Origin of the sequence: Paraburkholderia sp. A1BS-2L (assembly GCF_051125205.1) — a bacterium.
GTDB lineage: Bacteria > Pseudomonadota > Gammaproteobacteria > Burkholderiales > Burkholderiaceae > Paraburkholderia.
The window spans coordinates 831562-846151 of sequence record NZ_CP120428.1 but is presented as its reverse complement, the minus strand read 5'-3'; the positions used below and the strand labels follow the sequence as shown (position 1 = coordinate 846151).

At 61.3% G+C, this 14590-nt stretch carries 12 protein-coding genes and 2 pseudogenes; 4 read left to right on the top strand and 10 right to left on the bottom strand.

Translation table 11 applies throughout. From position 1 onward, the window contains the following. Window positions 1-91 precede the first annotated feature (91 nt). Together P5W98_RS03770 and P5W98_RS03765 are read left to right on the top strand one after the other, a co-directional pair. Window positions 92-1354: an oligosaccharide flippase family protein gene (locus P5W98_RS03770; RefSeq protein WP_434718337.1), complete on the top strand. Its 1263-nt coding sequence runs from the start codon at window positions 92-94 to the stop codon at window positions 1352-1354. Beyond that, window positions 1351-2190, top strand: a complete 840-nt coding sequence (locus tag P5W98_RS03765; protein ID WP_434718336.1) for a glycosyltransferase — start codon at window positions 1351-1353, stop codon at window positions 2188-2190. Before P5W98_RS03770 ends, P5W98_RS03765 begins: the two co-directional genes overlap by 4 nt. A gap of 109 nt (window positions 2191-2299) precedes the next feature. Here P5W98_RS03765 and P5W98_RS03760 read toward each other — a convergent pair whose 3' ends face one another. Then, window positions 2300-3508 carry a pilus assembly protein TadG-related protein gene (locus P5W98_RS03760; protein ID WP_434718335.1) on the bottom strand — a complete coding sequence of 403 codons (1209 nt, stop codon included), beginning with the start codon at window positions 3506-3508 and terminating at the stop codon, window positions 2300-2302. An 11-nt stretch (window positions 3509-3519) separates the two neighbouring features. Further along, a complete protein-coding gene (locus P5W98_RS03755; RefSeq protein WP_434718334.1) occupies window positions 3520-4329 on the bottom strand; it encodes a TadE/TadG family type IV pilus assembly protein in 810 nt (269 codons plus the stop codon). Between the two features lie 228 nt (window positions 4330-4557). Between P5W98_RS03755 and P5W98_RS03750 the strand changes: the two are divergent. Next, a pseudogene (locus P5W98_RS03750) lies at window positions 4558-4983 on the top strand (transposase); the annotation flags it as partial. A gap of 522 nt (window positions 4984-5505) precedes the next feature. Beyond that, window positions 5506-6057 (top strand): annotated as a pseudogene (locus P5W98_RS03745) (IS5 family transposase); the annotation flags it as partial. A 206-nt stretch (window positions 6058-6263) separates the two neighbouring features. Here P5W98_RS03745 and P5W98_RS03740 read toward each other — a convergent pair. The 8 genes from P5W98_RS03740 to cpaB all read right to left on the bottom strand — a co-directional run bounded on the left by P5W98_RS03740 (window position 6264) and on the right by cpaB (window position 14574). After that, window positions 6264-6698 carry a MarR family winged helix-turn-helix transcriptional regulator gene (locus P5W98_RS03740; RefSeq protein WP_434718333.1) on the bottom strand — a complete coding sequence of 145 codons (435 nt, stop codon included), beginning with the start codon at window positions 6696-6698 and terminating at the stop codon, window positions 6264-6266. A 46-nt stretch (window positions 6699-6744) separates the two neighbouring features. Then, window positions 6745-7728, bottom strand: a complete 984-nt coding sequence (locus P5W98_RS03735; protein ID WP_434718503.1) for a type II secretion system F family protein — start codon at window positions 7726-7728, stop codon at window positions 6745-6747. Between the two features lie 42 nt (window positions 7729-7770). Beyond that, window positions 7771-8742, bottom strand: coding sequence for a type II secretion system F family protein (locus tag P5W98_RS03730; RefSeq protein ID WP_434718332.1), 972 nt, complete (start codon window positions 8740-8742; stop codon window positions 7771-7773). Window positions 8743-8805: 63 nt separating this feature from the next. After that, window positions 8806-10173, bottom strand: coding sequence for a CpaF family protein (locus P5W98_RS03725; protein WP_434718331.1), 1368 nt, complete (start codon window positions 10171-10173; stop codon window positions 8806-8808). Then, complete coding sequence (locus tag P5W98_RS03720) at window positions 10158-11369, bottom strand: AAA family ATPase (protein ID WP_434718330.1); 1212 nt, start codon at window positions 11367-11369, stop codon at window positions 10158-10160. Before P5W98_RS03720 ends, P5W98_RS03725 begins: the two co-directional genes overlap by 16 nt. Before the next feature lie 93 nt (window positions 11370-11462). After that, window positions 11463-11768 carry a hypothetical protein gene (locus P5W98_RS03715; RefSeq protein WP_421042343.1) on the bottom strand — a complete coding sequence of 102 codons (306 nt, stop codon included), beginning with the start codon at window positions 11766-11768 and terminating at the stop codon, window positions 11463-11465. Window positions 11769-11790: 22 nt separating this feature from the next. Beyond that, on the bottom strand, window positions 11791-13632 hold the full coding sequence (locus P5W98_RS03710; protein ID WP_434718329.1) for a type II and III secretion system protein family protein: 1842 nt from the start codon (window positions 13630-13632) through the stop codon (window positions 11791-11793). A 111-nt stretch (window positions 13633-13743) separates the two neighbouring features. Continuing rightward, window positions 13744-14574 carry a Flp pilus assembly protein CpaB gene (gene cpaB, locus P5W98_RS03705; protein ID WP_434718328.1) on the bottom strand — a complete coding sequence of 277 codons (831 nt, stop codon included), beginning with the start codon at window positions 14572-14574 and terminating at the stop codon, window positions 13744-13746. Between the last annotated feature and the right edge of the window lie 16 nt (window positions 14575-14590).

Genomic DNA, 14590 nt, shown 5'->3' with positions numbered 1-14590 from the left:
ATCTGGTGGGGCGGGACCTGGGCGCATGGCTCAGCACGCAGCGTGCCTGCCTCAACGCAGGCGCCACGGGCACGACCGGCGTGTTCCGCCGATGCTGAGCCTCAAACGCTACGCGAACCCGGACGTCCGCCGCGCGTTTGCAAACATCGTGTGGCTCGGCCTGGAGCGCATCACGCAGATCGCCGTGGCCATTGTCATCAGCGGCGTGCTCGCGCGCTATTTCGGGCCGGATATATTCGGCAAATGGCAATACGCGAACACGCTGCTGCTCGTGCTCGCCCCGATCACCTGGGTCTGCGGCGCCGAAATTCTCGTGCCGACCATCGTGAACAAACCTCGCGAGGAACTGGGCACGGTGCTCGGCAGCGCCTTCGCGCTGCGCATCGGCGTCTCGGCGGCGGCGCTCGTCGTCACTTGGGGCGGCATCGCGCTGGGCGTACCCGACCCGCTCGTGGGCGCGATGCTGGCCGGGCTCGCCGTCACGATGCCGTTTCGCGAGCCGTTCGTCGGCGTGATCAACGCCTGGCTGCAGAGCATGACGTACAGCAAGCCGCAGTTGCTCGCGAGCATGAGCACGGCCGTGGTCAAGGCGCTGCTCGTGTTCCTGCTCGCGCGCGCGGCCTTCGCGCCCGCCAGCTTCGGCTGGCTCTGGGCGCTCGAATCGGCGGCCATCGGCGCGGCGCTCGTGCTCTATTTCCGGCGTCAGCACGGCGGCAAGCTCGGCTGGCATGTGGACCGCGCGCTCTTTAAGCATTTCGCAACGGCGGGCACCGTGTTCTGGCTCGGGCTCATCTGCATGTACCTGTTCCTGAAGCTCGACCGGCTCATGCTCGAGCGCACCATCTCGTTCGCCGATCTCGGCCGCTACTCGGCCGCGCAGCAGCTCAACGAAAACTGGATCACGCTCGCGCTCATGCTCTCGCAGACGATCGCGCCCGCCTTCGTCTATCGCGTGCAGCAAACCGCGCAACTTCGTCGCAACCTCGTGCGTCTCTTCGCGATGACCACCGCGCTAATGGTTGCGGGCGCAATCGTTCTTGATGCGCTCGCCGGGTTCATCATCGGCCACGTGTTCGGCCCGGACTACGCGGGCGCGATCGGCATCTTCCGCTGGGCCGTGTGGCTTTCGCTGCCCGCGGGCGTCGAGGCGATCGGCAACCTCGTCGTGCTCAAATATCAGGCGAAGTTCGTGCTGCTCGCCAAATGGCTGCTCGCGCTCGCGGTGGCGTTCGCCGTGAACCTCGTGGCGATTCCGCGCATGGGGTCGTATGGCGCGCTAGTCGGGCTCGCGTGCGGCTATCTTGCGGCGGCTTGCGTGAACTTCTACTACATCCGCTTCAAATTGGCTTCATGACGAATTCCCCCGCCGCCACACAAGCCGATGCACGCACCGGCACACTCGCCGACGTGGCCGTGCTGATGCCCGCCTTCAACGGCCAGGCCGACGTAGAGCGCACGCTCGCCTCGTTCGCGGAAGACGCGCCGGTGTACGCGCTAGTCGTCGACGACGGCAGCACGCCGCCGATCGTCGCGCCGAACGTTCCGGGCATGCAGATCGAGGTGCTGCGCATGCCGCAAAACGGCGGCATCGAGCGGGCACTCAAGGCTGGCGTGGAAGCCCTTGCGGCGCGCGGCTTCCGCTACGCCGCGCGCATCGATTCCGGCGACCTCGCCGCGCCGCAGCGGCTTGCGAAGCAGCGCGCGCGCATGCAAGCCGAGCCAAGGCTGGCCGCGCTCGGTACGTGGACGCAAGTGGTGAATCGTGCCGGCGCGCCGCTCTTCATGCTGCGCCCCGCCGCCGACGCGCGCACGCTGCGCCGCACGCGCATGCTGCGCTCGCCTCTCGTGCATCCTTCGGTGATGCTGAGAATCGACGCGGTGTTGGCGGTGGGGAATTATCGCGTGCGGTATCCGGCCGCCGAGGACCTCGATTTGTTTTTGCGGCTGATGGAACGCTATGACTGCGCGAATCTGCCTGAGCTCGGGCTTTATTACGAGCTTAACGAAGGCGGTATCAGCGCGACGAAGCGGCGGCAGCAGATTGTGTCCACGCTGCGTTTGCAGGCACGGTATTTGAACGTGCTGAACTGGCGCGACTGGATTGGGATTGCCAAAAGCCTGCTGCATTTCGTGACGCCCTATGGGGCGTTGCAGCGGATGAAGCGTACAGTGTTCGCACGAGGGGCGTGAGCGAAGGGCGCGCGTTGCGTCGGTGGCCGCCGTCAGCCCGCTGCGCAACGGTCCCCTCGGCACCGTGAACGGGCACGGCGTCGCCGTGCCCGTTCGGGTAAAGCCATACTTACTGCACGAGCCGAGGCGGCGTAATCGCCCCGTAATTCGGCCCCACCCCGCCTGAGTTAGCCACCGTGCATTTGGACTGATCGGCGCTCATCTGTACGGTCACGGACGGATTAGACCCGTTCTTGGCTCCCAGAACGTGAAGGCAAGCAAATGCCACGACGGCTTGGGAGGAGCCGGTTGTGCTGGATGTTACCGAATTCACCACCGGCACTGACACCCATTCACAAGTCCGATTCACCGGATTCGGAGCCGCTGCACTACAAGCGTTCGTGTCCTTGAACAGGTTGTTCGCCGTGCCGCTCTTCACGAAAATCGAATCGCCGATACCGAGTGCCCCTGTATTCCCACCACCCGTAATCATGTTGTCGATACATTGGTCACTTTGAGCCGAACTACATCCTCCATTGGCCGAAGGATTAAAGGTGGTCCACTGGCCAGCAAGGCAGTCCGCTGTTACGTGGTAGGGCGAACCGATGTTAAACAAGTAAGGATCACCGTTCGTTTGTGATTGTGGTTGTGACGAATCGAGCGTCGGGCCATTAGGGTAAAGGACCGGCGCGTTGTTGGCCGTGCTCCAGAACTCGTCGTACATGCACTTCGGCATCGCCAACGGGAACAATCCGTGCGAACCGACATAGCCTGGTCGCGAGATCACCGCGGTCGCCGTCGCACTCGCCTTCAGGATATTGACGCCCAGCACTGCGGCCAAGTACGTGGGTATCCCGCCATTGGCGTTGGACGGATCCTTGGCTACGGTCACCTGAATTGCTGGCATGTCGTTGTTACCCGGTGCAAGCGCACCAGGCATTTGAAGACCCGCGGGCGTGCCCGTGACATTCCAGTAGCCGGATGCCGTCGACACTGTTTTGACAAAACAACCTTGAACCAAGTTCTTATTTGGAGGCGCATTTGGAGGCTGGGGTTGGAAGCAGCCTGGAAATGTGTCCGTCGCAAAACTCACCGCTGATGCCTGTGCGTCCGACCAGTCCGGCTCCGGTACGGTGGTGTTGTTGCATTCGGTACGCTGATAAAGACACGCCGCACCAGCCAACGCGGCTGCATCAGCAGAATTCTGGAGTTCGTTGCGCGCAACCAGCAGATTGCCGATATCGATGGTCAGTGCCGCTATGCCCAGCAGAAAGACCATGAACAAAGCAACCGTGACCGCCACGGCACCTTCTTGTTTCCCTTTGTTCCCCCGACGCATGATGGCCTCCTCTATTCGTTGTTCATCACGGTGGTGGCGGAAAGCGTAATTGGGCCTGTGATCGCGGACAGTATCTGCCCCAGACCCAGTCCGTTGTACTGATAGGTCACAGTTACCGAAAGCGGCTGACCAAACGTACCACCAGTGCCAGTGGTCGTGACCGCGGGCGTATTCTGCTGACCGAACGTCATCAGGTAGTTTGACGTGTAGCGTGTCACGACACCCTTCACGTCATCGGAACTGGGCTTCGGGGTTTTCAGTACGACTCCAGCGCGTGCACCTTCGCGGCTGGCATTGGTAATCACTGCTTTGTCGTAAAGGCCGATGCCCAGCTCGACGATCCCGAACAAGATCAGCAGCAAGACGGGCAGCACGATCGCAAACTCCACCGCCGCCACGCCCTTTTGGCTTTCTTTAAGACGAATGGCTGGAACTCGCCTGCGATACCCACGCTTTTGACAGTTTGTCATTGTACTTCTCCCCGTAAAAACTACTCGCAAGCTCCGCGCCGTTGATCGAACTTGGTTGTAGCGACTAATAAACTCGATGCGAACAGAATCGCCCGAAAGTTCCGCGCGGAAACGTTCAGAATAGCCTCGGAACCAACTGTAACGAACAATTTCCTTGTATTCACGATATTGAGCATCGTCCGAAAGTGGCCCCTGTCCGCGCACGATTCTCGCCGCCTGCAAGGCGAACTGCACCAAATAGACGATTATGTTCTGCATACCAAAATTAACGAGCGAAAACCCGATATCAGTAACGAAGTATCCTGAGTACATCGGATGACGCATCACCCGGTACGCACCACTCGATACCACGCCGCGGTTCGCCGGCAGAAGGCCGAATGAGCGCCGCGGGAAGGCTTTCGCGAATGTCTGCCAGCTCCTCCCGCAATTTGGAGCCCCACACCGACTGCCTCCGGCACGCGCTTCACGCCGGGCCCAAGATGCACCGCGAGAAAGTAGTAAGTGGCCGCAATCGAATACAGAAACGCGAATGGCGTCCAATCCCGACTGACGGGGATCCTTGAGAAGAGTGAAAAGCCCATCACGAGGCATTCCGACACGACTCGCAATAGCCAGGGTAATGCGGGTCGGTCCAAATACCGCGTCAAGAACTGGGCGCGGTACAACGTAGGCCTCGTTGCTAGAGGTGACGTGACGATGTTGATCGACCCAAGCCTGTTCGCGGCGCCGCCCGAGCTGGACAAACACGTTCGTGGCCGCCCCTGCGTCTATCCGGATGCGCTCGTACAGACGCTGCTCGGCCTCAAGCAGGTCTTTCACCTGCCGCTGCGCGCGCTGCAAGAGTTCGCGCTGAGCCTGCGCAAGCTTGCCTTCCCTGGCTTGCCGGTGCCCAACTGCACGACCCTGAGCCGTCGCGCGCAGACACTGAAGGTCGCGCTGCCAGTGCTGCACACCTGCAAGCCATTCCACCTCGTCGTCGACAGTACCGGACTGAAGGTCTACGGCGTATGCGCAAGTCAAGAGCGATTTCGTGATACTCGCAGGCTGTGTTAAAGCGGACATTAACACGAACACAGCAGGGAAACTGAGTGATGACGGCAAGACGAACTGCCATCCGGCAACTGCCACTGACCGAGGTCGTTGACCGCGACACTGCCGTCGCGCGCCGGGCGCTTGGGCTGCTTCGCCTGCGTCGACTTTACGTTCGGGAAGCTTCCACCGTATAACCGACCGCGCGTAGTGACGCATCAAATTCGATCGTGGTTCTGTGACACCGCTGAACCGGTCAAGGGCGGGCGAAGCCCGGCGAAGTGGACCCTTGACGCACGATGGTTTGACACGCTCTAGCATGGTCGGACACCCGGCTTTATCGGGCTTCCGACCATGCGAAACTTGGGGCGGAAGATGGACACTCCGACGGCCGTTCTGTCCACTTTTTCGGATAATCTTATGGACACCTCGCAGACAGCAGATCCCAGTATTTTCAAGGCTCCGCCTGATGTCCATTTTTTTTCTCTTGCGCGTAATGGCGAAGGCGAGTGGAAGGTGCGCAAGCATGGCTGGTCCAAGCGTCGCACCTGGCGCAAGGTGCACCTCGCGATGGACGCGAACACCGGCCAGATCTGCGCTGCGCTGATGACGCATCGAGACGAGGGAGATAGCGAAATGCTGCCCGATTTGCTCGACCAGATTCCGAATGACGTGCCGATTGACACCATTGGAGGTGACGGCGCCTACGACACCACGCCGTGCCAAGTGTAAATTGCCTCGCGCGCGGCCACCCCAGCGATCCCGCCGCGTGAGGGCGCAATGCCTTGGCCTGACTCCACGCCCGGCGCGGCGTGGCGCAATGCGGCGATCGATGCTATCGCGAAGAGCAGCAGGCGCGAATGGAAGCAAGAGAGTGGCTACCACCGGCGCTCGCTCGCCGAGACCCTGATGGATCGGCTCAAGATACTCACGGGCCCATGCCTGTGGACGCGCGAGATCGGCTCCCAAGCGGCCGAGGTTTCGATTCGTGCAGGGGTGCTCAACCGCATGGCGGCGCTTGCCCGCCCGCAGTCCGTCCGGATCGCCTGAGATCGAAAACATGGAGGTCACTCCGTCCTTACGCTCGATTTATGCAAAAACACCTCTCCAGCACGATTTCGTGCAGAGGCTGTTTCGCCTGGAGTGTGACTGCCACCTGTCCGCCGACCGAAGCGGCTTCGAGTTGCATGCCCCCACCCATTTTCGTCGTCATCGCATCCGCCGATTTTTTTGTTCGACTCATTTCGCCTGCCCCGTTACTCGACCTGATGTTCTTCCATGAACTCGTCGAGGACCTTCATCAAGCCGGTCAGGTACTTCCTGACGCTTTCGAGTTCGCTGCTATCGAGCGTTTCATCAAAATCCGCCAGATTGCGATTGACGGCTTCAAAATATCCCGTGATCGCCGTACGCCGGTTTGGCATAAAGCGCAACAAAACGCGCCGCCTGTCTGTCGGGTCGGTCTCCCGCTTAATCAGGCCGGCCTTTTCGAGATTCTTCATCGAAGTCGTAATTGCTCCGGGAGACAGCCCCATCAATTTCGACAGCCGACCGGGCGTCACCGGCTGGACCTCGTCGTACCATGCCACCTCCAGACACTTCAGGTCCGTTACGTTCAGTCCCATCCGCGTGGCGACGAACTGGTTAAAGGCAGCCAGCTTGAGGCCCAGCATGAAGCGGAGCTTGACCACCTCGACACGTTCTCGTTGACACGGGGGCATGCTTCATCTCCAGTCGTCAGTTGATCGGCATTCCCGCATCGGCATGGCCGGCCATCGTCGGCAGCAACACGCGCATGACCTGAATGACCGCGGGGCCAAGCAAGACCAGCATCAGCGTCGGAAAAATGCAGAAGATCAGCGGGAAGAGCAGTTTGAGCGCGATCTTGCCGGCCGCCTCCTCGGCCCGGAGCCGGCGCTTCAACCGCAGATTTTCCGAGTGCACGCGCAGCGAATCGCCCATGCTCGTGCCGAAACGTTCTGCCTGAATCAACATCGCCACCAGCCCGTCCACCTCGTCCACGCCGGTGCGCAGCGCAAGGTTCTTGAGCGCGGTTTCCTTGCTCTGCCCGGCTCTAAGTTCGAGCAGCAACAGTTGCAGTTCCTCGCTGATCGCCGGGCTCTTCAGATGCATCTCGTCGGCCACTTTCATGATTGCCGCGTCGAGTCCGAGCCCCGCCTCGACACAGACGGTCAGCAGGTCCAGCGCATCAGGAAAATCTTCGAAAATAGATCGCTGACGCAGACGCACCTGACGCGTCAGCACGAAGCTGGGCAAGTAGTAGCCAATTGCCGCCGCCAACAGGAGCACGAGGACCAAGGCATGGTGCGTGTTTTCAATCAGTGCTCGGCCGCCAACCAGGAAAGCCACGAGCGGAAGCGTGAGGACCAAAATGCTCTTGGCAGCGAAGTAAATCCCAGATGCCGACGGGTCGCGCCAGCCCGCATGCATGAATTTGACTCGTAGCGGCGAGTTTTCCCAACCCTCCTTAGGAACGGAGAGTTTGGCGATCGGCTTTGAAACCTCTATGATCTTCTTCACCCACTTGGCCTCAGGATCGTCGACACCCTGCGGCGACCCTTGCCCGTTGTCGGTGAGCTGACCGAGGCGACGACGCGTGGCGCCCGGCACCAGCAATGCCATCGCGCTAAATGCGACCACCGTAACAATGGCAAAAACAACGGCCATCAAGATAAGCTGTTCTGTTTTCATGGCGGGTATGGGACAAACCCATCTCCTGAGTAGATAAAGAAACCACCTTGCTCAAACGTGAATGCGAATGACTTTTCGCATCCAGATCACGCCGATAACCATGCTGACCGCTGCGGCACCGACCAGCTTCATACCGGCGGGATCGGTCCACAAAATACGCATGAAACCGGGATTAATCATGGAGATAATCGACGCCACTACGAACGGAAGCGCGCCGAGAATCCATGCCGAGAGCCGCCCCTCGCCTGAAAGCGCTCTGACCTTGCCGAGTAGCGCCAGGCGAGCGCGAATAAGCTGGCCAATGTTCGTCAGAATCTCGGATAAGTTGCCGCCACTTTCACGCTGTATCAGAACGGCCACAACAAAATATCGCAAATCGCTGATCGGCACACGGTTTGCCAGCCCACTCAACGCGTCGTTGAACGGCACACCGAAATTGATTTCGTCGAATGTCGTCCGAAACTCGCCGCCGAGCGGCTGGGGCAGTTCGTCGCCCACGATGCCAAGCGCAGTCGAAAACGAATGCCCTGCCCTCAGTGACCGGCTGATCATGTCGGTGGCCTCGGGCAATTGCTGCTCGATCTGCTTAAGACGCTTCGCCTTCGCGTGATTGACCTTGAGCCATGCAAAGCACCCTGCGACTGCCATCGCCGCAAGCCCGACAAGCAGCGGCATATAAATTATTCGTGCGACGAGTGCCACCACGAGCGGCGGAAATACAGTGTAGGCGAGAAACTTTCCCACCGACCAGCTCAGCCCGGACTGCACGAGCCAGCGATCGAGCGCATGGATCCGTGGTGCGCGCGCGAGCAGACGCGTCAACCACGGTGACGCGCTCAGTTCGCGCTGCTTGAGAATCGACACCGCATTGCCATGTCCGCTCGCGGACATCGTGCGAATGCGACTCTCCAGGCGCTTCGCCGCACTGCCATAACGCCCCTGCCACCATATCGAGCCGCCCTCGACCAAGAGAAGGACCGAGAAGAATGCCAGGATGACGAATCCGTAGAATAGAAAATTCATCTCAACGCTCCCTGTTGAGCCGGGCATCGGACTCACTCGCCCGATACCCACGTACCGCGCACGCTACACGGGAAATTGCACACTCGGGTCATACACATTGTCCGGAACCGCCACGCCGAAGGCCTGAAGCCGATCGGAGAATTTCGGGCGTACGCCCGTCGCGCAAAAATGGCCGCAAACCTTGCCGTTCTTGTCGACCCCCGCTCGCTTGAAAGTAAAGATTTCCTGCAGGTTGATCACGTCGCCTTCCATGCCCGTGATTTCCTGGATGCTGGTGATCTTTCGGCGCCCGTCGGTGAGGCGCGCGACCTGAATGACGACGCCGATCGCCGAGCTGATCTGGTGGCGCGCGGCCTTCTGCGGCAGATTCAATCCCGCCATGCCGATCATGTTTTCGAGGCGAGTCAGCGCGTCACGTGGCGTATTGGCGTGCACCGTCGCGAGCGAACCTTCGTGCCCCGTGTTCATCGCCTGCAGCATGTCCAGCGCCTCGGCGCCGCGCACTTCGCCGAGAATGATCCGGTCCGGACGCATCCGCAGCGCGTTGCGCACGAGCGAACGCTGGGTGATCTCGCCCTTGCCTTCGATATTGGGTGGGCGCGTCTCCAGCCGCAGCACGTGCGCCTGGCGCAGTTGCAGTTCGGCAGCGTCTTCGATCGTCACGATGCGCTCGTCGGCGGGAATGAATCCTGACAGCACGTTGAGCATCGTCGTCTTGCCGCTGCCCGTACCGCCCGAAATCAGCACATTTACCTTCGCCGCGGACAATGCTTCGAGCACCTTCATCATCGGCGGCGTGACGCTCTGGTATTCGACGAGATCGTTCACCGACAGCGGATTGACCGCGAAGCGACGAATCGACAGCAGCGGCCCGTCAATCGCCGAGGGCGGAATGATCGCGTTCATACGCGAACCGTCAGGCAGGCGCGCATCGACCATCGGATTCGATTCGTCGACACGACGGCCGACGCGCGAGACGATCTTTTCGATCACCTTGATCAGATGAGCGTCGTCGTAGAACGTGATGTCGGTGAGCTCGAGCTTGCCGCGCCGCTCGACGTACACCTGCTTGTAGGTGTTGACGAGAATGTCAGAAACCGTTGGATCGGCGAGCAGCGGCTCGAGCGGCCCGAAGCCCAGCATCTCGTCGCGCACGTCCCGCACCAGATGACGGCGCTCGATCTCGTTGATGGGAACGTTGTCCTCTTCGACGATGCGCTCGACCAGCTGCGCCAGCTCCTGCTGAATCTGCTCGTTCGAAAGGCGCTGAAGCTTTTCGAGCTCGACCCGGTCGATGATGGCCTGGTGGACGTTTCTCTTGAGTTCCTGATACGCCCTTTTCGCCATGTTGTTGCGGCTGGCACCCGGCTCGCGGGCAGACGCGTCGTTATGTTCGAAGAACTGCTCGCGCAATGTCAGGATGCTTTCCATTTCATCTCTCCCTTATCGGACGCTTCGGCGGACGACGATTTGCCAAGGAGCCGCTGCAAAATGCCCCCACGCTGACCGGATGAAGCGGGCGACAGATTGCGCGCAAGCTCATTGATGGCCTTGGCTACGCCACTGGATTTGGCGAGCTGCAAAATCGGCACACCTTGATTGATTGACTCCGAGACCGACGCGCTGTCGTCCGGAATCAGGCTGACTACTTTCAGTCCGACGGCTTTCTCGAGATCCGCGACGCCGATGGACCCCTTCTTTTCATACCGGTTGACCAGGAGGCGAATCTTTTCGCTGCGATAGCCGAGCGAGCGGAAGATGTCGAGCAGGCGGCGGCCCGCGCGCAGATAGGGCAGATTCAGCTGCATGACCGCGAAGATCCATTCGCTGCGATCGAGCGCCGCAATCGACACGTTGTTGATGCTCTCACCGATGTCGAGCACCACGACGTCGTACTGGTCGTGCACCATATCCAGGATGCGCTGCACGTGCTCGGCTTTGACCTCTTTTGCCTTGGCGGGATCAGCCGCGCCAGCCAGCACGTCGAAACTGTCGCTCACGTGGGTCAGGCACGCATCGAGAAAGGCGGGATCGAGCCGGTCAATCTGGCCGCAGACATCGGCAAGCGTGGCCGGTGGCGTCATCTCGGACACCAAAAACGCCGCTTCGCCGAATTGCTGGGTCAGGTCGACCAATAGCGTGCGCTTGCCGAGCGCCGCTGCGGCGAAGCCGAAATTCGCGGCCAGAAAAGAGGTTCCGCTGCCCCCCTTGCACGAGACGAAGGACGTCACCCTGCCTTCGCGCCGCGCGCCGGGAATCTTGCGGGCAATGCCATCGATGGCGCGTCTGAGGTCATTGGCGCTGGCAGGCCACGGCTGTACGTCGCGCACGCCCGCGCGCATCGCACGAATCAGCAGATCGGCGGAAGGAGCCGGCGTAAGCAGCATGCTGGCGAGGCCTTGGCGCTGGTGGAGCAGCGCGGCGAGCGTGTCGAAGTCGCGCTCGCCCATCTGCTCGCCGTCGAAAATCAGCAGATCGATGCCATCGAGTCCCTCCTGGTTCGCGTGCAGCGATTCCAGCGGCGCATTCGTGGTCTTCACGCGATGATGGGTTTCGCCCGCTTTGATGACCCGCTCGACCGCGGTGGCGTGAGCGGAGTCCGGCGAAATTATCAGAATGTCGATCATTTGATTCTTCCTGAATGGTGGTGCGGGCGAAGTTCGAACCGTTCGTACGCTCATGCACCGCGCCCGCAATACCGGTTCCCCAAAGCCGCTCTCTTACTGTCCGCCTGAACTGCCATTCCCGACACCGATGACGAATGGATTCGGTGTCACCACGGGTTGATAGAACGATCGGTCGTAGGTGTTCATGGCCGCGTTCGCCGACTTGCCGTCCACGCCGCTAGCCGATTGCGCGTGCTCGGCCGCGTTCGGGTCGATGATTTGTGCCTGCTTGACCGCACGGACCGCTTCGCCGAAATGCGCGTCCCACACCGGCGTCGTGGTCATGCAGCCGCCGAGCGCGAGCATTGCCGGAAGAACCAGCGCGGCGCGCTGCATAAAAACTGTGAATATGAGTTTCATGATGTTCCCCTTGGACTTGGCGTCAGTGGTGGCCGGCATCGTCCGGCGTGCTCGCATTTAGTTCGCGTTGCTCATTCGTGCCGGTATCGACCGCCGCGACGTGCACCGTGGTGTTTTCGACCGGAGCTACCTCCACTCGTGTATCGCTCGCGGTCGTATCCGTGCCATTGCGTAACGACGTGACCGGCGCAACGGAACTGACCGGTTGCTGCGACGGCACAGGCGCCGGCGCTGGGGCTGGAACAGGCGCGGGCTGCGGCGCATCGCCTGCGGGTGCTGCGCGCACTTTGCCGCCCCGGCCTTCCATCACGCCGGTCGCATAGACGTCCACTTCGTTCGGCTTCGCGAAGCTATCGGTCGGCAGCGGCACGTCCGCGGTACGCATCGGCTTCACGAGATGCGGCGTGATGATGAATACCAGTTCGGTGCGGTCCTGCTGAAACGACGTGCTGCGAAAGAGCGCACCCAGCACCGGCACTTCGCCGATACCCGGGATCGCCTTCAGCGTGCCGGAGATGTTGTCCTTGATGAGCCCGCCGATCGCGAACGTTTCGCCGTCGTGCATCTGGACGGTCGTCGCGGCGCGCCGCGTCGTGATCAGCGGTATAACCGCTGCGCCGTTGACGTTGGGCGCGGTCAACTGGGCACCCGTTGGCGACAGTTCTGATACCTCAGGTGCGACTTTGAGGTTGATCCTGCCACCAGAGAGCACGGTGGGCGTGAACTTCAGCGCGACACCGAATTCCTCTTGCTGCAGCGTGATGGTGGTCGCTCCCCCGCCACTGCTTTGCGGCACCGGTATGAAGATCTTGCCGCCCGCGAGGAACGATGCCTCCTGGCCGCTGATCGTCACGAGATTCGGTTCGGCCAGAATCTTGACGGGCTGATCGGTATTCTGCGCATCGACGGCGACGTTAAATGGTCGGTTGTTCGCCTTGCTGGCGAGGAAGGCGCTGCTCACGCCCTGGAGCATGCTGGTGACCAGTGCGCCGGTCCACGAACCGAACCCGCCTTGGATATTGAGTGCCGAGCCCATCTGGTTCATCAGCGTCTTCGACACCTCTGCCACCTTCACTTCCAGCATGACCTGCTGCGGCGTGTCCACCGTCATCATGTTGATCACGTCGGCCGCCTTGCTGCTGCTCGTGTTCTGCTGCATCGACGAGGTCGAGCCGTTGCCCGAGTTCACACTGGCCGACTGTTGCTGCTGCGTCGGCTGTGCGGCCGCGAAGGCCTGCGCAATCTCCACCGCCTGCTGTGCGGCCGGCGCGCTCGAGACATGGCCGGTCAGCACGAGATTGCCGGCTGCGGTCGAGACGCGAATGCCGGTCTCATCGGGCAACAATTGACGCAGGGAATTCTGCAGCCCCTCGGGGTCGATATTGACGATCACATTGATCATCTGGCAGGAGCCGCTGCGCCCCTGGACGATCATGTTCGTCGTGCCGACCGCCATACCGACGAGATAAAGAGTGCGCGGCGACACGAGGGTGGCCTGAGCGATTGCCGGATTGCCGAGGGTGCGGTTGCGCACCGGTTCGGACAAGGGCACGAGCGTCGACTTCCCGATCGCGACCACGACGTTCGATTCCTCGCCGATCACGCCAGTACAGCTCGGGCCGCGCAACGGTGCCGCAGCTGGTGCGGCTGGCACCGGGGCCATGGCGATGGTCATCGGCGCAGGCGCGCGTCCGCCGGGCATGTTCGTGCGGCCGCGCGCGAGCGCCGGGCTCTCGAACATCTGCTGCGCCGTAGCGCTTTGGGAAGCCAGCATGCCGGCACACAACGCCGTGGCAAACATGACGCCGCCCAGCGAGCGGCAGCGCATCTCGCTGCCCGACGCGAATTCCAGTTTCGTTTTCATTTCGTCACGCCCCCGTTACACCGTTACCCGATTCAATTTAGATTTTCGGTCCTGTCGTTCTAGCGGTTCTCGATGCGGCCTTCTGTCTTCGTTGATTCGGCCGCAGCGCGCCTAGAAACACTCCTCACTGCTCAGCACACCTGAAAGCACGCCGATACAGTCGCGCGGCGCGGCAGGACGCCGTGCCACGTAGTGCGTGCGAATCGGCTTCACCGGTGCGACTTCCGGCGCAGCCTTCTCGCCAAGCAGCGTGGCTTTCGTCACGCCTATAGTCGGCGCAACCACCGTATCGACCTGATTACGCAGCACGAGCGATAGCGTGCCAACACTGCGCGCCAAATCGAGCTTCTCAGCTTGCTCGGGCGTCACTTCGAGCGTGACCGCATTGACGACCTTGGGCTTGGTTTCGTCACGCCCCACCTCCTGCGCGACCGCCAGCACCAGGATCTTCTCGAGCACAATCTTGGAAATGCTGTCGTCAGTATTGCCCTTGTTGCCCTTGTCTTGCTGGGTGCTAACGATGATATCCACGTAATTGCCAGGCAGTGCGAAGCCAGCTACGCCGATCACATCGTTGACGCGCACGGTGATCGCACGATGGCCTTCAGCGATCACCGCGGACAGCCCACCCCGCGTACCGAGCGGCGTCAGCTTGCCGTCGAGGATCGGCTCTCCGCGCAGCACGCTCGTCTTCAGCACCCTGCCGTCGAGTTTCTGGGCGTCGACGAATGCGCCGGGCGGCAGGCTGCCCGAAGGCCAGTCGACCATCTTGATGAATTCGGGATTGAGGCGCTGCCCCAGATTGATGTCGACCGCGGCTACGGCAACCTTGGCCGTCGAGCCCGACGATCGATCCAACATCCAGCGTGAGGCCAACGCGACCGCGCCCAGTCCGGCGACGGCGGCAATCAGCAACATCACTAGCGCGCGTACGTTCTTCATGATGAGTCTCCTGATA